Annotated in this window: 14 protein-coding genes and 1 pseudogene; 6 read left to right on the top strand and 9 right to left on the bottom strand. The window is 58.5% G+C overall.

All coding sequences use genetic code 11. From position 1 onward, the window contains the following. Positions 1-41: 41 nt before the first annotated feature. The 4 genes from B723_RS19860 to B723_RS19845 are packed head-to-tail and all read right to left on the bottom strand — an operon-like array spanning position 42 to position 4,687. Positions 42-1,028, bottom strand: coding sequence for an alpha-ketoacid dehydrogenase subunit beta (locus tag B723_RS19860; protein WP_017338541.1), 987 nt, complete (start codon positions 1,026-1,028; stop codon positions 42-44). Further along, positions 1,025-2,008 carry a pyruvate dehydrogenase (acetyl-transferring) E1 component subunit alpha gene (gene pdhA, locus B723_RS19855; protein WP_017338540.1) on the bottom strand — a complete coding sequence of 328 codons (984 nt, stop codon included), beginning with the start codon at positions 2,006-2,008 and terminating at the stop codon, positions 1,025-1,027. The genes B723_RS19860 and pdhA overlap by 4 nt, the downstream gene beginning before the upstream one ends. After that, positions 2,005-3,768 carry an acetate--CoA ligase gene (gene acsA / locus B723_RS19850; RefSeq protein WP_017338539.1) on the bottom strand — a complete coding sequence of 588 codons (1,764 nt, stop codon included), beginning with the start codon at positions 3,766-3,768 and terminating at the stop codon, positions 2,005-2,007. Before acsA ends, pdhA begins: the two co-directional genes overlap by 4 nt. A gap of 31 nt (positions 3,769-3,799) precedes the next feature. Beyond that, positions 3,800-4,687 (bottom strand): universal stress protein, encoded by an 888-nt coding sequence (locus B723_RS19845; RefSeq protein ID WP_017338538.1) that lies wholly within the window; start codon positions 4,685-4,687, stop codon positions 3,800-3,802. Between the two features lie 261 nt (positions 4,688-4,948). Here B723_RS19845 and B723_RS19840 point away from each other — a divergent pair, with 261 nt between their 5' ends. Next, positions 4,949-6,001 (top strand): phosphotransferase, encoded by a 1,053-nt coding sequence (locus tag B723_RS19840; protein ID WP_017338537.1) that lies wholly within the window; start codon positions 4,949-4,951, stop codon positions 5,999-6,001. A gap of 21 nt (positions 6,002-6,022) precedes the next feature. Here the strand turns inward: B723_RS19840 and groL are convergent, their stop codons facing one another. Next, entirely contained in the window at positions 6,023-7,639 is a 1,617-nt protein-coding gene (gene groL / locus B723_RS19835; protein ID WP_017338536.1) for a chaperonin GroEL, read from the bottom strand. Positions 7,640-7,940: 301 nt separating this feature from the next. Between groL and B723_RS19830 the strand changes: the two genes are divergently transcribed. Then, entirely contained in the window at positions 7,941-8,438 is a 498-nt protein-coding gene (locus B723_RS19830) for a BCAM0308 family protein (protein WP_031318860.1), read from the top strand. A 74-nt stretch (positions 8,439-8,512) separates the two neighbouring features. Here the strand turns inward: B723_RS19830 and mgtA are convergent, their stop codons facing one another. Continuing rightward, positions 8,513-12,103 carry a magnesium-translocating P-type ATPase gene (gene mgtA, locus B723_RS19825; RefSeq protein ID WP_017338534.1) on the bottom strand — a complete coding sequence of 1,197 codons (3,591 nt, stop codon included), beginning with the start codon at positions 12,101-12,103 and terminating at the stop codon, positions 8,513-8,515. Positions 12,104-12,302: 199 nt separating this feature from the next. Between mgtA and B723_RS19820 the strand changes: the two genes are divergently transcribed. The 3 genes and pseudogenes from B723_RS19820 to B723_RS19815 all read left to right on the top strand — a co-directional run bounded on the left by B723_RS19820 (position 12,303) and on the right by B723_RS19815 (position 15,367). Then, positions 12,303-13,982: an HAD-IIB family hydrolase gene (locus tag B723_RS19820; protein WP_017338533.1), complete on the top strand. Its 1,680-nt coding sequence runs from the start codon at positions 12,303-12,305 to the stop codon at positions 13,980-13,982. Between the two features lie 172 nt (positions 13,983-14,154). Beyond that, a pseudogene (locus B723_RS33735) lies at positions 14,155-14,318 on the top strand (alkene reductase); the annotation flags it as partial. A gap of 65 nt (positions 14,319-14,383) precedes the next feature. Then, positions 14,384-15,367 (top strand): LLM class oxidoreductase, encoded by a 984-nt coding sequence (locus B723_RS19815; RefSeq protein WP_052909699.1) that lies wholly within the window; start codon positions 14,384-14,386, stop codon positions 15,365-15,367. 173 nt (positions 15,368-15,540) lie between these two features. Here the strand turns inward: B723_RS19815 and B723_RS19810 are convergent, their stop codons facing one another. Beyond that, positions 15,541-16,548 carry a zinc-binding alcohol dehydrogenase family protein gene (locus B723_RS19810; RefSeq protein WP_017338530.1) on the bottom strand — a complete coding sequence of 336 codons (1,008 nt, stop codon included), beginning with the start codon at positions 16,546-16,548 and terminating at the stop codon, positions 15,541-15,543. A gap of 110 nt (positions 16,549-16,658) precedes the next feature. Here B723_RS19810 and B723_RS19805 point away from each other — a divergent pair, with 110 nt between their 5' ends. Then, a complete protein-coding gene (locus B723_RS19805) occupies positions 16,659-17,549 on the top strand; it encodes a LysR family transcriptional regulator (RefSeq protein WP_017338529.1) in 891 nt (296 codons plus the stop codon). Between the two features lie 22 nt (positions 17,550-17,571). Here B723_RS19805 and B723_RS19800 read toward each other — a convergent pair whose 3' ends face one another. Both B723_RS19800 and B723_RS19795 read right to left on the bottom strand, forming a co-directional pair. Further along, positions 17,572-19,356 carry a monovalent cation:proton antiporter-2 (CPA2) family protein gene (locus B723_RS19800; protein ID WP_017338528.1) on the bottom strand — a complete coding sequence of 595 codons (1,785 nt, stop codon included), beginning with the start codon at positions 19,354-19,356 and terminating at the stop codon, positions 17,572-17,574. A 141-nt stretch (positions 19,357-19,497) separates the two neighbouring features. Then, positions 19,498-19,932, bottom strand: a complete 435-nt coding sequence (locus tag B723_RS19795) for a phosphate-starvation-inducible PsiE family protein (protein ID WP_050558275.1) — start codon at positions 19,930-19,932, stop codon at positions 19,498-19,500. Positions 19,933-19,979 lie beyond the last annotated feature (47 nt).

Below are 19,979 nucleotides of genomic sequence, written 5' to 3'. Positions count from 1 at the left end.
ACCCTCGTGGCTCGATACTCGAATAGGCCACGTCATTGCACTCACCCTGATGTCCCCTGGCACAGCTCATGAGCAGCCGCGATGATCGTCGACACTTGTGGCAGGGCCGCCTCTTCCAGATGCCGGGGATAAGGTATCGGCACTTCGGCGCTGCACACCCGTGCCGGCGGTGCATCCAGCTCGAAAAAGCCTTGTTCTATGATCCGCGTAATGATCTCGGCGGATAGACTGCCGCTGCGCCACCCCTCATCAACCACCAGGGCCCGACGGGTCTTGCAGACAGAAGCCATCAAAGTCTTGTCATCCAGAGGGCGCAGGACCCGCAGGTCGATGACTTCGCAATCAATGCCCTCCCCGGCCAATACTTGCGCAGCCTCCAGGGCCTTGCCGAGTGTGCCGCCATAAGTGATCAGGGTCAGGTCATTGCCGGTTCGGCGTACCTTGGCGGAGCTGATGTCCACCGTCTCCCACTCGCCCGCATCACCCTCCAGGTTGTAGAGCTGGGCGTGTTCGAATATCAGCACCGGGTCCGGATCCAGCAGCGCTGGCCAGAGCATGCCGCGCGCATCTTCGATGGTCGCCGGCGCCAGGATTTTCAGCCCGGGAATATGGGCGTACCAGCCTTCCAGGCTGTGCGAGTGTTGCGCTGCAAGCTGGCGTCCGGCGCCTGTCGCCATGCGCACAACCAAGGGCACGGAGAACTGTCCACCGGACATGTGCCTCAAGGCAGCAGCCGTATTCATCAACGGATCGAGGGCGAGCAGACTGAAGTTCACGGTCATGATTTCGACAATCGGTCGCATGCCCCCCAAAGCCGCCCCTATACCGGCTCCCACGAAACCCAGCTCGGACAATGGCGCGTCTCGAATGCGCTCGGGGCCGAACGCCTCAAGCAACCCCAGGGACACGGCATAACTGCCACCGTAGCGACCGACGTCTTCGCCCATCAGAAATACCCGCGGGTCCCGCTGCAGCGCCTCACGTATTGCCTCGCGCAGCGCTTCGCGATAGCTCATACGAATGCTCATGGCGCCGCCCTTGGGGTGTAGACATCGCGGGACAGATCCTCGAGCGGCTCCAGGCTACCGCTTTCGGCATAGGTAACGGCGGCTTCTACTTCAGCGTCCACCTGGGCCAGGATCGCCAGAAATCCGGGCTCGTCTAATAGGCCCTCGGCCTTGAGCTGTGCACTGAACGTATGGATCGGCCCATGGGTCTTCCATTGCTCCACCTCGTCCTTGTCACGATACAGCTGTGGGTCGAACATCGAGTGGGCACGAAACCGATAGGTGCGGAACTCCAGAAAAAAAGGCCCACGCCCCGCACGGATGTGTTCAACCGCATCACGAGCGGCTTCGTAGACCGCGATCACGTCCATGCCATCGACGGACCGGCTATCGACTTTGTAGGCCGAGGCTTTCGCACACAGGTCCGTTTGCGACTGCGAACGGTCCAGGGCAGTCCCCATCGCATAGAGGTTGTTTTCGCAGCAAAACAGCATCGGCAGCTGCCACAATGCGGCCAGGTTGATGGACTCATGGAAGGCCCCTTCCGCCATCGCGCCTTCACCAAAGAAACAGGCTGAGAGACGCGATCCACCTTGCATGCGTTCAGCGAGCGCCAGGCCGACCGTCAGGGGCAAGCCTCCCGCCACGATGGCATTGCCGCCGAAGAATCGTGCCGTGGCATCAAACAGGTGCATTGAGCCGCCGCGCCCTCGCGAGCATCCTTCCTGGCGCCCATACATCTCGGCCATGATCGCCTTCATGGGGACGCCCTTGATCAGGGCGTGGCCATGTTCGCGATACGTCGCAACCACGGCATCGTTGGCTGCCAGTGCATGCAAAACGCCGACAGCTACCGCTTCTTCGCCGATGTACAGGTGCAGGAAGCCACGAATCTTGCCCTCTCCGTACAACTCGCCAGCCCGCTCCTCAAGACGACGGATGCGCACCATGTCCCGCAGCAGGTCGAGAGCAATGTCCTGGGACCGCGATGGGAGGCTCATGACGGGCTCTCCATGCTGGACGTATCGCCTTCAGGCAAACCCAGTTCCCGGGCCTTGAGCAGACGCCGCATGAGTTTTCCGCTACGGGTGTGCGGAAGCACTTCCACAAATTCCAGTTCCTTGGGCGCAACGACCGCCCCGAGGCGCTTGCGTCCGTGACCGAGCAACTCGTCGTGCAAGGCCTGGCTGGCAGTGAAACCACGCTTGAGTGAAACAAAGGCCTTCACGGTTTCGCCCAACAGCGGATCGGGCTTGCCAATCACTGCGGCCTCGGCCACGGCCGGGTGTTCCATGAGAGAGCTTTCAACCTCGAACGGACCGATCAGGTGACCCGCCGACTTGATGACATCGTCACTGCGACCAATGAACCAGTAGTAACCGTCGGCATCGCGACGCACGAGATCGCCGCTCAGGTACCACTCACCGACAAAGCAGTGACGGTAACGCTCCTCCTGCCCCAGGTAGGCACGGAACATGGCAGGCCATGGCTGTTTCAAGGCAAGGTCACCGACCTCGTTGTCACCCAGAAACACCAGACCGCCCTCTTCTCCTCGAACGACGATGGCCGCCTCGACACCCGGCAAAGGCTTACCCATGGAGCCTGGCTTGATGGGCATGGCGAGCGTGTTGGCAATCATGATGCCGCCGGTTTCGGTCTGCCACCAATTGTCGTGGATCGGCAGCCCAAGCACCTCTTTGCCCCACCAGACCGCCTCGGGATTGAGCGGCTCACCGACACTGGCAATAAACCGCAGACTCGGAAAATGATGGCCGCGCGCCAAGGCTTCGCCTGCTTTCATCAACAGGCGAATGGCCGTCGGGGCGGTATACCAGACTGTCACCTGTTGCTTCTCAAGTATCCGGTACCAACGCTCGGCATCGAATTCATTGCCCTCGACCACACTGGTGACGCCCAGCAACAACGGGGCAAAGATCCCATAGGAAGTGCCGGTCACCCAACCCGGATCGGCGCTGCACCAATAGACATCATCGGGGTGCAAGTCCAAGGCGTATTTTCCGGTGACGCGGTGGGTCAGCGCCGCGCCATGGACATGCAACACGCCTTTTGGGGTGCCCGTCGTGCCGCTGGTGAAGTGTAAAAGTGCCGGGCTGTCGGCGGTCGTATTGGCAACGGCGAAGGCTTCATCTGCCTGCGCCAGCAGTTGATGCAGATTGAGCGTCCCCTCGATCTGCGCCGTATCGCCGCCGTTTTCGTCATACAGCAGCACCTGTTTGAGTGCCGGCAAACGCTCGCGTATGGCCGCGACCTTGCGCCGGTAGAGGGTTTCGCTGGTCAGCAACACACTGGCTTCGCCAAGACGCATACGGGTTTCGATGGGTTCGGGACCGAACGCACAGAACAAGGGAGACACCACGCAACCGAGTTTCAGGCCACCGAGCATGCCCAGATAAAGTTCCAGCCCCCGGCCACAGAGTACAAATAATCGTTCGCCGGGCATCACGCCCAGTTTTTTCAATACATTGGCAAATCGGTTGGTCAGGAGGCTCAGTTGGGCGTAGCTGATGTCGCGACTACCTCCATTGCGGTCAAGAATGCGCAGTGCCGTATGCCGTCGATGCGCACCCTGCGCATGCCGATCCACGGCCTCATACGCAAGGTTCAAACCGCCGCCCGGCAAACCGGCCAGAGCACTGGCTTCCACCTGCCAGGAAAAGGCCTCGCGAGCTTTCACACTATCGAGCCAATTTGGCGCTAGCGGCAAGTTGGCCAGGGTTTTCTTAATGATCGCTGGATGCATGATTGCCCCCCCTTGAGTCGTCGGTCCGTCCCTAGACCGCCAGGACGCTGCAGGGCACCTGATACAGAATATGTTCTGTCGTGCTGCCCAGTAGTTTCTCCATCCCGTGGTACTGGACTCTGCCCAACACAATCACATCCACGTCGTGCTTGTTGGCAAACTCGCTCAGCGCCGAGACAGGATGTCCCAGAATGAAATGCCGCCGGTTAGCAGGCACACCGTACCGACCGGCGAATTTCAGGAACGATTTTTCCAGCTCTTTACGCAGCCCCTGGGTCAGCTCCGACAGTTTTAAGCTCCCGCCCAATTCCTCCAGGCAATCTTCCCTAATGTCACAGGCAAACAGCAGGTGCAACTCGGCATCACACTGTATGGCGAGGCTGGAGGCCTGTTGGATAATGCGGTCATTGAGTTCGCTGTTCTCAGGCCCACCCGCCGCCGCATCAACCGCCGCCACGATCTTGCGCGGCAGGGCATGGTGAGTCCCGCCTACCAGATAAACCGGTACCGGACAGTGGCGCAGCAAGTGCCAGTCCAGCGGGGTGAAAAACGTGCGCTTGAGCGCTGATTCTTGCTGGATTTCCTTGATCAAAAGGTCGGGCTGCAATTCCTTGACGTGATCCAGGATGTCTTGCTCCATGTCATCAGCCCACGCCACCTCGGTGGTCACCACGACCCCGCTGCCACGCAGATGTCTGGCCTGATCGCTCAGCCAATCACGATGGTCCTGCAGGTAGCGTTCCCGCGCCTTTTCCCGGTCGCCTTCTTCGAGCAGCGACAACAGTTTCAACGCCGGGATCAACGCCGCAATATGCAAACGTGCACCGCTGGCCCCGGCGAGCGCTGCGGCATGGTCGATTGCCGGAGAATGGCGCAGGGCCAGGTGGATGATGAGTAACAAATGTTGATACTGGCTCATGAGCTGACTCCAGGCAGAGCGCTTCAACGCTTGCCGCTGATCCTCGTAGGGCTCAGCCGTTGCGTCCACGCAGGACCAAGCACCCAACGTTGATTCAGGTTGCTCCGCTGCAATGTGCCTGACGTTGATAAATATCAAATACCGGCGTGAGGCCCGTGAGACACGCAGCCTTTCATTCCACCGTACTTGATCAATATCAATCGGAGCGGGCCTTCGCTTCTTCACACTGCCGAAAAGTCCGCAGACGGCGTGGTGGCGAGAATGAACACCCTGCAAGACGAGGTCATTGCCTTTCTCTCCAGGCCGTCCAGCTACGGCACGTCAAACCAGCCAGTGGAGCGTATCGAGACCCATGGTTCGGTGATTTTTCTGCACGCCGACCGCGCCTACAAACTCAAACGCGCCGTGGCGTTTGCCGAGCTGGATTTCTTAAGCCTGGAAAGCCGCAAAAACGCCTGTGAGGCAGAGCTACTGTTGAATCGACGGACAGCGCCGACGCTGTATTTGAGCCTGTGTCCGATCAATCGCCAGACGAATGGCCAGCTGGCACTCAATGGTTGCGGACCCGTGGTTGACTGGCTCGTGGTGATGCGTCGTTTCGCTCAGGATCGGCTGTTTGACCGCATGGCCGTTGAAGGACGCCTGACTGAACCGATGCTGGAACAGTTGGGGGCGGAGATCGCCCGCTTTCATGCCAGTGCACAAATCACCCCTTCTTTCGGTCGCATTTTGGACCTGTATGAAGAAATCGAGAAAAATCATCGGGAAATGTCTCGCTACTCGCCTCTCCTCGATTTCGCGACAGTCACCGCGATTGCTCACACCTCCCGGACCCAGCTGGAGTCGTTGACCGGCTGCCTCGAAGGTCGCCGCCGTGAGGGCCGCGTTCGACGCTGCCATGGTGATATGCGCTTGGCCAATATCTGCCTGCTCGACGGCCAGCCCACACTCTTCGATGGTATCGAGTTCAGTGAGCGGCTTGCCTGCATCGATGTGCTCTACGACCTGGCTTTTGTGCTGATGGACCTGCAACACCATGGCCTGAACAGGCTGGGAGCACGGCTGTTGTCCAGCTACCTCAACCACAGCGATGCGCAGGAAGACTGCAAACCCTTGGCGTTTTTCCTTTCTTTGCGGGCTGCCACGCGCTCCTTCTCCCTCGCGGGGGCAGCGCTACGTCATGCCGATCCGGCCAAGCGATACGAAAAAAAACAACAAGCTGTCCAATTGATGCACCAGGCACTGAGTTATTTGCACGGCGAAAACCCGATCCTCAATCACCTGACGATGACCGAGGCAGCCTCCTACACATGAGCTTTGTCCGCTACGGGATTTTCATTCAGGGAAAGACGGCTGGGCAGGTGATTCCTTTTCCGGAATATCAGTCATGGTCGCCTCGGTCAGCAGCAAGATACTGGCGACTGAAACGGCATTTTCGAGGGCAATACGCACCACCTTGGTCGGGTCGATGATGCCGGCTTCGTACATGTCGACATAGCAATTGGCGGACGCATCGAAGCCAATGTTCCCAGGTTCGGCGAGCATGCGCGCAATCACGACGCCGGCATCCACTGCCGAATTCTCAGCGATGAGTCTGGCCGGAGCTTCCAGCGCCCGGCGAAGAATCTGCAAGCCGGTCCTGGCATCGCCTTCATAACGGGCCTCTTCGGCCGCGAGAATCGGGACGGCCTTGAGCAACGCAAGACCACCCCCCGGCACAATGCCTTCGGCGATCGCTGCCCGGGTCGCTGAGATGGCATCATCCAGCGCATCCTTGCGCGCCTTCATTTCGGCTTCGGAAGGCGCCCCGACCCGGATCACCGCAACACCGCCAGACAGCCTCGCCAGTCGTTCCTGAAGCTTTTCACGGTCGTAATCGCTGGTGGTACTGTCTATTTGCGTTCGAATCTGCTGCAAACGTGCCTCGATGGCCTCGCGTGTGCCGGCGCCCCCTATCAGCGCCGTGCTGTCTTTTTGCACCACGACTCGATGTGCACGTCCCAACTGGTTCAGTTCCACCTGTTCCAGGGTGACACCCAGTTCGTTGGAAACCACCGTTGCCCCCGTCAGAACGGCCATGTCCTGCAGCATTTCCTTGCGCCGATCACCAAAGCCAGGAGCTTTGATCGCCACCGCTCGAAGAACGCCCCGTATCTGGTTGACGACCAGCGTGGTCAACGCCTCACCCTCGATATCGTCCGCGATCAAAACCAGTGGTTGCCCGCTTTTGGCCACGAGTTCAAGCAAGGGCAGCAAGTCTTTGAGTGCACCGATCTTATGGTCACAGAGCAGCAGGCAGGCGTCATCGAGTTCGACCTGCATCTTCTCGGCATCAGTGACGAAATAGGGTGAAACAAAGCCTCGGTCAAACCGCATTCCTTCCATGACCTCGACCACGGTTTCGGTGGTCTTGGACTCCTCGACACTGACAACGCCTTCAACGCCGACCTTTTCCAGGGCGTCTGCCACCAACTGACCGATGACGGCATCGTTATGCGCCGACAGCGTGGCGACCTGGGCCTTTTCCTTGAGCGTGCTGACCGGTCGCGATTGAGCGGCGAGGGATTCGACGACCAACAACAGTCCGCGATCCAGGCCACGCTTGAGGTCGATCGCACTGGCACCCGCGACGACGTTGCGGATGCCATCGGCCAGGATTGCATGGGCGAGCACCGTTGACGTACTGGTCCCGTCCCCGACCGCATCGCCTGTGCGTTCGGCCGCCTGACGCAGCATTTGCGCGCCCAGGTTTTCCTCGGGGTCGAGCAGATCAATGCGTTTGGCGATCGTCACGCCATCATTGCAGACCGTGGGATTGCCCCATTTATTCTGGATCAGTACCGATTTTGATTTCGGGCCCAGCGTCACCCGTACGGCGTCCGCCAACTGTGTGGCGCCACTCAGGATTTTCTCGCGAGCTGCAGCACGAAACATGATTTTAGTGTGAGCCATCAGGATGCTCTCCCGGCCGGTTTTACAACAAGTGCGTTTTTGCAGCGTCTATGAACTGGCTCGTGTGACGTTGACTTTTATCAACAAAATCCCAACGCCATCGAACCCTCCCTGTGTTTCAAAGGTGACCGGCTGTCAGCTGCCGCCCCTGAATTGACAAAGATCAATTCGCGCAGCAAGAAACCGGGACCAAATGGAGGTGTGAGAACCAAGGTGTGTTCAGCGGGCTGAAGAGGAAGGAACGGTTTTTCAGTCACGGTTATAGATGGAGTTTTTCCATCTCATGTGCGAGGAGGAAACCATGGACAAGTTTCAGCAAAGTCAGAAAAGCAAGCTGTTCAAAACATCCACCCACGATCCCTACAAGTTGCCGCGGGTTGAAGGTTCAGCCATCTGCACGCAATGCGACGCGGTCTATCAAGCCGGTAACTGGACCTGGAAACACCCCGAAAACACGATCATTCCTGGGGCGCAAGCAGTGACCTGCCCGGCGTGCCGACGCATCGATGACAACATGCCAGCGGGTACGGTTACGCTATCGGGCAGCTTCTTGCTCAAGCATCGAAATGAAATCATCCACCTGATCGAAAACACTGAAAAAAAGGAAAAGGTCGATCATGCCCTTGAGCGCATCATCAACCTGGCCGATTCTGGGGATGACCTGATCGTGACCACGACCGGCATCCATCTCGCGAATCGCCTGGGCCATGCTCTGGAAGCCGCGTACAAAGGGAACGCTGATTACCAGTATGGCGATGATGAGTATGGCCTGAGCGTCAAGTGGAGACGTGACGAATAGAGCCGGGCGCAGTGGAACGAGCCCGTGGGCCCATGCCTTCCCCATCGTGACGAAAAGGTCGGCAAGCACCTGGCTCAAGCATGACGACGATGGGATGTGTGATGGCGTTTGGAGCGCTGACGACGGTAGAAAATGCGCTTCACACATTCAGCTGAAACCAGGTACACCACGCTGATTGCCAACACCACAGCGATGATGTGGAATGGCAAAGGCACCAAGCCGAACCAAGGGGCTACCGGACTGTACGGTAGCCCGATTGCGAGCAGGCCGATGCACAGCGCACTGATCATCAGCAGTTTCGCCGGTCGGCTTTGGTAAAACGGTCTGTACGTCCGCACGATGAAGATCGTCAGCAGTTGAGTCAACAGTGACTCAACGAACCAACCGCTGCGGAACACTTCGGGAACCCTCTCTGCGAGCAGGTAAAGGGCTACGAACGTCAGCATGTCGAACAGCGAGCTCACCAGCCCGAAAACCACCATGAAGTTGCGGATTTCGGTGATATTCCAGCGATGAGGGGTGCTTTCCCATTCGCGATCAACGTTGTCGTTGGCAATCCCCATGGAAGGAATGTCAGACAATAGATTGTTGAGCAATATTTGCTTGGCCAGCAGTGGCAGGAAGGGTAACGCCAGAGAAGCCAGGGCCATGCTGATCATATTGCCGAAGTTGGCACTGGACACGATTGAAATGTATTTGAGGGTATTGGCAAAGGTATGCCGGCCCTCTTCGATGCCTTCGCGCAAGACGTCCAAATTGTGCTCCAGCAACACGAAGTCTGCCGCCTGCTTTGCCACGTCGGCGGCGTTGTCTACCGAGATCCCGATATCGGCCACTTGCAGGGCCGGGGCATCGTTGATGCCATCCCCCATGTACCCGACCACATGCCCGGTCTTCTGCAACGCCCGGATGATGCGCTCTTTCTGGTTGGGGTCGACCTCGGCGAACAGGGTCGTCAGTGGGGCCAGGTGCATCAGCGCTTCGTCTTTCATCGCCGAGAGTTCGGCGCCGGTGATGATTCGCTCCACAGGCAGGCCCACCGCCTGGCCTACATGGCGCGCGACCAGATGGCTGTCGCCGCTGATGATTTTCACTTGCACCCCGAGCTTGTCGAGAGTGGCGATAGTGTCCTTGACCCCGGGTTCCGGTGGATCGAAGAACAACAGAAAACCACGAAAGATCATGTCCCTTTCTTCACTGCAGCCATAGTGCGGTTGATCCGGCAGCACGCGACTGGCAAGGCCCAGGACTCGAAACCCCTGCTCGCTCCAGTCTGCGAAACGCTGGACAATTGCCGCTCGCTCCGTGTCATTGAGTGCGAATACCTGGTCGCCTCGTCGCAGTTGAGTGCAGACCTCCAGCACATTATCCAGCGCCCCTTTGGTGACCATCAGCGTGTCGGCCTCAGGCGCATTGCCCACCACCACGCTCAGGCGCTTGCGCACAAAGTCATACGGGACTTCATCGCGCTTGATGACCTGCGGACAAGGGCTCAGGCTTTTGCCCGCCAGGGTAATGGCGTCGTCCATCGCGTTGCGCATACCGGTCTGCAAGCTCGCATTGAGCACCGCCAACTGCAGTATCTGCGAGTCGGCGGTGCCATCGACGTCCATTGCACCGTCCAGCACCACGACACCCCGGGTCAGCGTGCCCGTCTTGTCAGTGCACAGAATGTCCATCGCGCCCAGGTTCTCGATGGCGTTGAGGTGCCGAACGATGACCCCTTTGGCCGCCATGCGCTGAGCACCTTTTGCCAGCGTGATACTGAGGATCGCGGGCAGTAATTCGGGTGACATCCCGATGGACAATGCAATGGCGAACAACAGGGTATCGAGGGTCGGACGGTGCAGCAGAATATTGATGCCGAACACCACGATCGTGATCACCAGCATCACCCGCAGCAGCAAGCCACCGAAATGCCGCAAACCGCGCTCAAATTCGGTTTCGGGAGGCCGTAGCGACAAGGTCCTGGCGATGTGGCCGATTTCGCTTTCATCGGCATAGCGCGTGACGAGCACTTCGGCCGTGCCGCTGCGCACCGAGGTGCCCATGAACACGCAGTTATGGCGCTGTCCCAGGGCAGCGTCGGCTGCGCATTCCCCGGGCAGTTTCTCCACCGGAAAGGTTTCACCGGTCAGGAGGCTTTCACTGACAAAGCAATCGAGGGCCTGCAGCAAGCGGCCGTCAGCGGCGATGAGGCTGCCCGCGCTGAGCAGCATGACGTCACCGGGCACCACTTCAGCGGCCGCCACCTCAACGATCCGGCCGTCCCGGCGTACCGTAGCCCGCAAAGCGATTTTATTGCGTAACTGTTCCACTGCCGTGCTGGCGCGATTTTCATACCAGGCACTGAGTACCGCGCTGATCAGGACAATGCACCAGACGATCGCTGCATCTAGCCAGTCTCCTACCGCCAAAGCGACCAATGCGCCCGCAACCAGAATCAGAACCAGCGGCGTGCGCATTTGCTCAAGCACCAACCTGGCCAATCCCTGAGGCCGATCCTTGGCCTGCGTTCGTGCACTGCGCATTCGGGATTTGGCTTGTGCACTGCTTAACCCTGTTTCGGCGCTGTGCAACGTGCCGAGCAACTGGCTGACCGCAAGGCTCCAATAATCGGCATCAGCATACTCCGCGTTTTTTTTTGCCGGCGGATGCCATTCGCGATGCGCCAGCCAAAGGCCTGGCAACATCGGTAACCAGAACGTCAGGCCGCGAAACAGCAACGTGGCGGACAGCGCCACCGCAATGTTCACCCCGACCCAGTGCAACGTCACGACGGCCGCGGCTTCAAAAGCCCCCAGGCCTCCCGGCACAATGCCGATACTGCGCAATACGCTGGCGAGCATGAAACCGGCAAACAGCCCCAATGGCGGCGCCGAAACACCCAGTGCGCGGACCAGCACCCACAATGTCGCGCTATCCAGGATGATAATCGCCAACTCCAGCAGCGTGATGCGCCAGAGCAAAGCGCGGCTGCGTACTAACTGCCGATCAGCCCCGGTGAGAAACGAAACGCCTTTGGCGACAATCGAAAAACGCTGTCCCGGCACATGGGACGCCAGGTTCGTATTGCCCGCCAGTTTTGGCGTGATGACCGCCAACATCAGGCTTGCCGCCACAAATACTGAACACAGGGTCATGACGGCGGCAGTTGCATGTCCCTGAAACATCACCACCGGCAACGCCACGCCGACTGACAATCCATAGGCCAGGAAGTACCCGGACAAATCCAGCACCAGACACGCCAGGACAACCGGCTTTTCGAACCCGAGTCTTGCGAAGGATGCGACGACCGCGAAGGCCCCACTGATGCCGGAGGACGGCAGTGCTTGATCGACAAACAGCTTCATCACGCTGAGTTTGCCCGCGTCCCAAAGCGAAAGGTGTTGCGCTCTTGCTTTGAGCACCACGCGAAAAACCTGTCCCTGTGCCAGATATGTGAGCGCTTGCAGCCCAAGGGCTCCCACGAGCCACAGCGGCTCTGCCTCCATCAGCAATTGCGTGAACGATTCGAGATCAGTGAAATGCAGCGCGACGCCAACGACCATCGCACAGATCGCCGCACCCAGCAGCCACGCCCCCCACAGTGCAGTGCGATTGTAATACTGGCCTTCAACAACTGGCGGGGGAGTGAAATCCGGGATGGGCGGTTTAACGGGCATGCCATACCCCTGAGCTGTTCAGCAGATAACTGGATTCTGGTCCGGCAGTGGTGGTTTTGTTTGATTCAAGTCAAGCACACCCGCTTTCCCACGAGCACGATGATGAAAACCGCTTTGACCCTCCTCTGCCTGCCACGTTGCCCTCATCAAATTCAGGCTGGACGAGGACCGACCCAACCAGGCCTGTATAGGAGCGAGCATGCACTTCTTAGCCCTAGCGGTGGACTTTGACGGAACCATTGCCGAAAACGGTAGCGTTCCACCAGAGGTCTGTGCCTCGCTCGCAACCCTTAAAAACAGCGGTCGCAAGTTATTGCTGATTACAGGCCGGGAATTGCAAGCGCTCAAGCATCACTTTCCACACCTGGAACTGTTTGACATGGTGGTCGCAGAAAACGGCGCGCTCTTGTACGACCCGCTCACAGACACCGAGGAGCTCATCGCAGATCCTGCTTCGACGGAGTTGGTTAGCCGCCTGCGCGACCATGGCGTCGCGCCGTTGTCGATCGGCCGGTCGGTCATCGCCACATGGCACCCGTTCGAGAACACGGTGAGCAACAGCATTCGCGAGCTCGGCCTTGAACTGCAGATGACCTTCAACAAGGATGCGATCATGGTCTTGCCCTCGTGTGTGAACAAGGCATCGGGCCTGAGTGCCGCCTTGCGAAGACTCGGCATTTGCGAGCTGAACGTGGTGGGCGTAGGCGATGCAGAAAACGACCATTCCTTTCTATCGATCTGTGGCTGCGCCGCCGCTGTGAGCAATGCCATCGAGTCTATAAAGTCCAGCGCTGACCTGTGCCTCAGCCAAGATCATGGTCGAGGGGTCTGTGAATTGGTGGGCTTGCTGCTGGAAAAAGACGCCAGGCTGGTTCCCGTCGAGCGCACCGGGATCCAGCTGGGCCGGACCACCAATGCGCGGGAGGTATGGCTTCCTCCAGAATCGGTGATGCTGGTCGTTGGAAATTCGGGTTCTGGCAAATCCAGCTACATCACCTGGCTGACAGAACGGATGGTCGAGGCTCACCAGGGATTTTGCATCATTGATCCCGAGGGGGATTATCTGACCCTGGACGATGCGGTAACGGTGGGTGGCCTGACCGTCCCACCGACGACAGAGGAGTCGGTCCATCACCTTTTACAGGCGCAGCTCAATGTGGTGGTGAGCGCCCTTGCTCTGGATCCGGCAGCACGTGTGCAACTGTTCGGCGAGCTACTGCCCTTTATCCAGCATCTTCGCAGTGCTTCGGGTCGGCCCTACTGGTTGATCGTGGACGAAGCTCATTACATGCTCCCCCACTGTGCCGATTGGCCGCCCGGTTTTCTCGGAAACATCGGTGCAATCATCGTCGCCCCCGACTTCGATCAAGTCTGCCCGGCCCTGCTTGAGGGGGTAGACGTGCTGGTGACACTCGGCAGTACGGCCAGGGAACTGGCCGAACAGTTCGCCAAACGCATGCAGCGCAGCAGCCCCGAGTTTCCAGAACGTTTGCCAGGCCTCGAACATGCCTGTATCTGGAAACTTCGCGAAGGCGATGAGGTGTTCCTGCTCGATCAGGTGCAGCCCAATCAAAAGCACCATCGGCACAGCGGCAAGTACGTCGCCGGGGATGTCGGCGCATGGCATTCATTCCACTTTCCTACGCTTGGCCAAAGTGCCTCGAACCTGACGGAGTTTTTGTCCTCGTCATCGCAACTTGCGGACCTCACCCTTCGCGAACACATGGATGCCGGGGATTTTTCCAATTGGTTCCGCAAGGTGATCCGGGACGATGTGCTTGCCAACAAGACACACCTTATTGAAACAGACAGGACCCTGGCCCCCAAGAATGCGCTGGAACAGATCACGCGACTTGTGCAATCGCGCTATCACCTCTAGGAAATCACGGCTGAACTGCCCGGAGTTCAAGCTCAAGCTGAATGAATCGCCGGCATCGTAGTCAGCGCCAGTCAGGCGGTTGCCGCCGATCGTCCTGACGACGAACATGGCAGTTCACTGCCAAACCGCCTACGCTTCTTGTATGAATCCCCAGGCCGTTGCCGAGGTACCAGTATCGGGCTGGAGCGATCTGATTGCCTTTGATCGCCCATTCATTGCCAACCCGGACCTGCACGCGCGTATCGCCAGCAACTGGCCCCTCAATCCGGTCGACCGACCAGCCTGTAAGGCGTAACCGATAAAGGCTACACGGACTACCCCACCTGTCGTTCCTGAACGACCGATGCCGCACCTCCAGAAATGGGGGCACTCTTCACGTTCTCCCACTGAGGAAGATGAGTATGTATCGGCCAAGCACGCTTGCTTATCAGGAACATCGGGGATTCAGGCGGACCTTCACGCCGGATCATTTGAGCCTCGGATTGTTCTTTCCTTTGGAGGCCTTCGCTGGGGACACTCCGAGCATGCTCAACCAGGTCGAACTGGCCAAACGAGCAGAGGCGCTAGGCTTCTGCGCGCTCTGGTTTCGCGACGTGCCTCTTCGGGACCCTGGTTTCGGCGATGTCGGCCAAGTCTTCGACCCTTGGGTTTACCTGGGCTATATGGCCGCTCATACGTCAGAAATAGCGCTTGGCACCGCATCCATCGCCATCCCTTTACATCATCCTCTGCACACGGCCAAGGCATCAGCCAGCGTCGATCAGTTGAGCGCAGGTCGCTTGATTCTTGGGGTAGCCTCCGGCGATCGCCCAGTGGAGTTTTCGGCTTTTGGCGTCGACCCCGAAAGGCGCGGAGAAATCTTTCGAGAGCACTACGAGGTGATTCGTCGAGCCCACAGCACCAGCTTTGAACCCATCCACTGGAGCGGTGGTGAGATGCAGGGTGCAGACCTCATTCCGAAGCCCACAACCCAAGTCATTCCAATGCTCGTGACCGGGAACAGTCGCCAGTCACTGGACTGGATCGCGCGCGAAAGCATCGGATGGATCAACTACCCACGCATACCGAACATGCAGCGACTGGTCGTGGAAGATTGGCGGCTGGAGGTCATGAAGCAATGTGGTTCCGTCTACAAGCCCTTCACTCAGTCGCTGTATATCGACCTCGATGAAAACCCCTCCACGCAGCCTACTCGCATTCATTTGGGGTTCAGACTTGGACGCTACCATCTCCGGTACTTGCTGGAGTCGCTTGAGGAAATCGGAGTGGACCACGTTATCCTCAATCTCAAATACGGAAAGCGCCCTGCTGCGGAAGTCATTGAGGAGTTGGGTACTCACATCGTTCCGCAATTCGGAGTACAGCCGAGTCCCGGAGCGAATTGATACGCCGGCCGCTTTCACGCCCGGCTTCTTTGCCTGCCCTGGCCTTAAGCAAGGCAATCGATACTCACACGTTACCGGACGGATTCATCGTCAACGCTCCAGCAGTGAAAACATGGCTAGTGATGCCGCAAGCGGTGCAGCGGGCCGCAAGCGCACCCGCCCAATGAGTGAAATCAGAAACCTTCGAGAACGATCTTGCCCCGGGCCTTGCCGCTTTCGACCAGCGCATGGGCACGACGCATGTTGGCCGCATTGATCGCACCGAAGTGTTCCCCCACAGTGGTTTTCAAGACACCTTGATCAATCAGATCGCTGATCCGATTGAGCAGGTGATGCTGTTTGATCATGTCCGGGGTTTCGTACAGCGAGCGGGTGAACATCAGCTCCCAATGCAACGACAGCGACTTGTGCTTGAGCGGCATCACGTCGAGGCTTTCGGGATCGTCAATCACCCCCAGACGCCCCTGTGGCTTGAGCACGTCGATCAGTTGTGCAAAATGCTGTTCGGTGTGGGTCAGGCTGGCGACATAGTCGATCTCCGGCACGCCGAGCGCTTGCAACTGCGCGAGCAGTGGCTGGCGGTGATCAATCACGTGATGCGCGCCCAACTGTCGCACCCAATCAACGGTTTCCTGACGTGAGGCGGTACCGATGACGGTAAGGCGAGTCAACTGTCGGGCCAGTTGCACCAGCATCGAACCGACGCCGCCAGCCGCTCCAGTGATCAACAGGCACTGGCCCTCCCCCGACCCCTCGATGACACCAAGCCGGTCAAACAACAATTCCCAGGCCGTGATCGAGGTCAACGGCAACGCTGCCGCATCGGCTGCACTCAATGAGCGAGGCTTGTGCCCGACGATCCGCTCATCGACCAAATGGAATTCGCTGTAGCTGCCGGTGCGGGCAATCGAGCCGGCATAAAACACTTCATCGCCCGGCTGAAACAGCGTCACTTCAGAGCCGACCTCGCGGACAATGCCTGTGGCATCCCAGCCAAGGATTTTCGGCTCTTTTGTGAAAGTTCCGGCGCGCACCTTGGTATCGACCGGATTCACGGATACCGCGCGAACTTCGACCAGCAGATCCCGTGGGCCAGGTGTGGGCGCCGGGAGACTGATGTCAATCAATGCTTGTGGATTGTCGATGGGCAAGGCGTGTTCGGTAAAGGTGATGGCTTTCATGGACACTCGCTGTCTGAAGGGTTGATGCACTCACTTGCCACCATCTTCGACTTCCCATGTACAGAGAAAAACAAGCAGAATGCGCCAACACTTTCACTGCTGGAGTGAAAATGATCCGCATCGATGATCTTGCTTTATTCATCCGCAGCGCCGCGTTGGGCAGTTTTACCGCAGCGGCGCTGGAGGCGGATCTACTGCCTGGTCAGGTCGCCGCCGCTATCAAACGTCTGGAGCGCGAGCTCGACGTGCGCCTGTTCGCCCGCACCACTCGCAGCCTGCGATTGACTGCAGAGGGCGAGCAATATCTGCCCACCGCCCACTCAGTGCTTGAGACCCTGAAGCAAGGCAAGGAAAACCTGCGTGGTGAAAACGCCACGCTGCGGGGCGTACTGCAAGTGACAGCGCCGTCCGATCTGGGGCGCAACATTCTGCTGCCGTGGTTGACGCAGTTCCGCCGTCAGCATCCGCAATTGACGTTGCGTTTTTTCCTGTCGGACCAGATGGCCAATCTGTTTCGCGACCCGGTGGACGTGGCGATTCGATACGGCCCGAATGAAGACGCCAACTATGTGGCACTGCCGCTTGCACCGTGGAACCAGCGAGTGCTGGTGGCCTCGCCGGAGTATGTGCAACGCTGCGGTTCTCCCCAAACGCCGGATGACTTGAGCAAGCATTCCTGCCTGCTCTATCTGCAAAATGGCCGGGTCTATGACAAGTGGAACCTGGGCGGGCAAACCGTGCAGGTTTCGGGGCCGTTGTTCAGCGATGACGCCGATGTCGTGCGGCGCTGGTCATTGGAGGGTGAAGGTATCGCCTACAAATCCTGGCTGGATGTCAGTGCCGATATCGCTGCAGAGCGTCTGCTTGTGCTGCTGCCGGATTATCCTGGCGAAGCTTCACCGTTGAGCCTGGTGTGCCCACATCGTAAGCAGATCAGCCCTGCGGTTTCTCAGCTTTACACGTGGTTGAGGGGCCAATTTTCTGCTCTGGAGCCCCGTTGAACCGAATGACTGCGATTGATGCTCACTGAGCATCCCGCGCTTCATGGTTCGGCGGATCAATGCGCTCAATATTCCCCAGTACCAACGCTCGCCCGGCAAACAGGCCGCCCGATGTTTCCAAGGCAAAACGTTCGGCATCGCGTTTGCGCACTTCGTCGATCACCGCGTCGGCTTCGTGCTCCGACGCACCCAGCGTCAGCACGGCCTGACGGCCGAGCAGCAGGGCCGCCTCAAAGGTTTCCCGCACGATGTAGTCGGCGTCGTGTTTGACCAATTCCAGCGCATGTTCGCGGTCAAAGGCGCGCACCACCACTTTCACCTGCGGGCAGTAGCGCCGCGTACTTTCGACAATGCGTGTCGCGGCTTTTTTATCATCCACACAAATAATGATGGCGCGGGCGTGATGGGCGCCAGCTGCGTGCAATATTTCATGGCGGGCGCCATCGCCGTAATAGACCTTGAAACCATAGGGCGACGCGGCGCGAATGACCTCGGGATCTATATCAATTATGGAAAGTTTCGCGCCCTGAGCGAGCGGCGCCTGGCAGGCAATCTGCCCTACACGGCCAAATCCGATGATGAGGACATTGCCTCGCAGATTGTGTGCGGGTTCCACACCGTCCATGGAAACGGGCTGCACGCGAGCAAACCGTTTGTACAGCAATAAAGTCACCGGCGTAATGGCCATGGAGAGCACCACGATAGCCGTCATATTGGCGTTGACTTCAGGACTGATGACCCTGAGTTTGAGCGCTTCGGCAAACAGCACAAAAGCGAATTCGCCACCCTGCGCCAAAAGCACGGCGCGATCCAGCGCGTCGTCATGGCTGCTTTTTGCGAGACGCGCGACCCCGTAAATACAGAGCGCCTTGACCACCATCAGCGCCAGCACACCAGAGGTGATGAGCATCCAGTTCCCGGCCACCACCTGCAGATCCAACGACATGCCGACGCCAAGGAAAAACAGCCCCAGCAGCAGGCCGCGAAACGGCTCTACTTCGGCCTCCAACTGGTGGCGGAATGAGGATTGCGACAGCAGCACACCGGCAACGAAAGCCCCCATCGCCATTGAAAGGCCGCCGAGTTCCATCAGCAGTGCTGCTCCCAACACAACCAGCAGCGCAGCGGCAGTCATGACCTCGCGCGCCTTGGCTTGGGCCAATACCCGAAACAGGGGGTTGAGCAGCCACAATCCTATGGCCACCAACGCGCCCAAGGACAGGGCTGCGGTACCCAGGCGTTGCCAAAGGGGTGACGTGGGTTCATGGACCCATTCAGTGGGCGCCAGAAATGCCACCACCGCCAGTAAAGGCGCTATCAACAGGTCTTCAAACAGCAAAATGGACACTATGTGCTGCCCCCTCGGCTCGGTGATGTCACCGCGTTCCGAGAGGGCTTGCATAACGATGGCCGTGGATGTGAGGACAAAACCCGCCGCGCTCACAAATGACACCTGCCAAGGGAAACCAAAGGCCATGCCGACAAAAGTGAGCAAAAAAGCACAGACCACCACCTGCAGGCTGCCCAGCCCAAAGATCTGCCTACGCAGATCCCATAGGTGCGAGGGCTCCATCTCCAGCCCAATCACAAAAAGAAACATCACCACACCCAACTCGGCCACATCAATGATGGTGTGGGGGTCATTGATCAGTTGCAGTCCGAAGGGGCCAATTATCAGCCCCGCCGCCAGGTAACCGACCACTGAGCCGAGCCCGAGGCGTTTGAGCAGCGGCACTGCAACCACGGCGGCGGCAAGCAAAGTGACGACAGTAAATAACAATTGTCCTGCATTGCCTTCAGCGGTCATGGCATTGACCCTCATCCCACATCAGGACCGGTAATGCGTCCACGGCCAGGCGTGTTGAGCAGAGCTTTCAATCTGAGCGCTCATTTCCGCAAATTCTTCAGGACTAAGCACCAGATCCGGAGCGTTCACCAAGAATTGTAGCTATTCATCCTTATCACTTTCTCGTAAGTCATCCTTATCACGCTCTCGTAAGAGCCAGCAGACGATGCCGAGTACCAGGGTGGCAAATCCTAGTGCGGCAATGGTGAGCGCAGGAGTAGCGGCAGAATCGAGAATAACGAACTTCCGGCTGAGCGCCAGCAAGGCGATCAACAGCACTGTGCGAACCTGAACGATGCTGTTGCGTCTTAAGGCGGGGCGCACAATCGAATGCTTGAACTCCAGGGCTATCAGCACGGTGAAGATTGAGCCAAAGAGGGCCTGGAAAACATCGTGATCCAGAGGGTCAATCGCACCACCGATCACCAACGGCACAACCCTGCGACAGAGCTGCAGTAGCGCCATCAAAATCACAGACGCGATGATGAGACTGAGCGCTATAACAACCAATTGTTCGAAACGTTCGTAAGCATTCATCAGCGCCCACTGAAGTCTGAAATTTTTCAGCGTCGAGTTGCGCTCAC

This window comes from Pseudomonas fluorescens NCIMB 11764 (genome assembly GCF_000293885.2).
GTDB classification, from domain to species: Bacteria; Pseudomonadota; Gammaproteobacteria; order Pseudomonadales; family Pseudomonadaceae; genus Aquipseudomonas; species Aquipseudomonas fluorescens_B.
Note: the sequence above shows the minus strand (reverse complement) of the source record. Positions and strands in the feature narration are given on the sequence as shown.

What these genes read in the sequence shown, in the direction of transcription:
- B723_RS19805 (WP_017338529.1), top strand. Translation starts at nt 16,659, where the DNA reads ATGATCCGCATCGATGATCTTGCTTTATTCATCCGCAGCGCCGCGTTG.
- B723_RS19795 (WP_050558275.1), bottom strand. Translation starts at nt 19,932, where the DNA reads ATGAATGCTTACGAACGTTTCGAACAATTGGTTGTTATAGCGCTCAGT.
- B723_RS19845 (WP_017338538.1), bottom strand. Translation starts at nt 4,687, where the DNA reads ATGAGCCAGTATCAACATTTGTTACTCATCATCCACCTGGCCCTGCGC.
- groL (WP_017338536.1), bottom strand. Translation starts at nt 7,639, where the DNA reads ATGGCTCACACTAAAATCATGTTTCGTGCTGCAGCTCGCGAGAAAATC.
- B723_RS19800 (WP_017338528.1), bottom strand. Translation starts at nt 19,356, where the DNA reads ATGACCGCTGAAGGCAATGCAGGACAATTGTTATTTACTGTCGTCACT.
- acsA (WP_017338539.1), bottom strand. Translation starts at nt 3,768, where the DNA reads ATGCATCCAGCGATCATTAAGAAAACCCTGGCCAACTTGCCGCTAGCG.
- B723_RS19820 (WP_017338533.1), top strand. Translation starts at nt 12,303, where the DNA reads ATGCACTTCTTAGCCCTAGCGGTGGACTTTGACGGAACCATTGCCGAA.
- B723_RS19815 (WP_052909699.1), top strand. Translation starts at nt 14,384, where the DNA reads ATGTATCGGCCAAGCACGCTTGCTTATCAGGAACATCGGGGATTCAGG.
- pdhA (WP_017338540.1), bottom strand. Translation starts at nt 2,008, where the DNA reads ATGAGCCTCCCATCGCGGTCCCAGGACATTGCTCTCGACCTGCTGCGG.
- B723_RS19840 (WP_017338537.1), top strand. Translation starts at nt 4,949, where the DNA reads ATGAACACCCTGCAAGACGAGGTCATTGCCTTTCTCTCCAGGCCGTCC.
- B723_RS19830 (WP_031318860.1), top strand. Translation starts at nt 7,941, where the DNA reads ATGGACAAGTTTCAGCAAAGTCAGAAAAGCAAGCTGTTCAAAACATCC.
- B723_RS19860 (WP_017338541.1), bottom strand. Translation starts at nt 1,028, where the DNA reads ATGAGCATTCGTATGAGCTATCGCGAAGCGCTGCGCGAGGCAATACGT.
- mgtA (WP_017338534.1), bottom strand. Translation starts at nt 12,103, where the DNA reads ATGCCCGTTAAACCGCCCATCCCGGATTTCACTCCCCCGCCAGTTGTT.
- B723_RS19810 (WP_017338530.1), bottom strand. Translation starts at nt 16,548, where the DNA reads ATGAAAGCCATCACCTTTACCGAACACGCCTTGCCCATCGACAATCCA.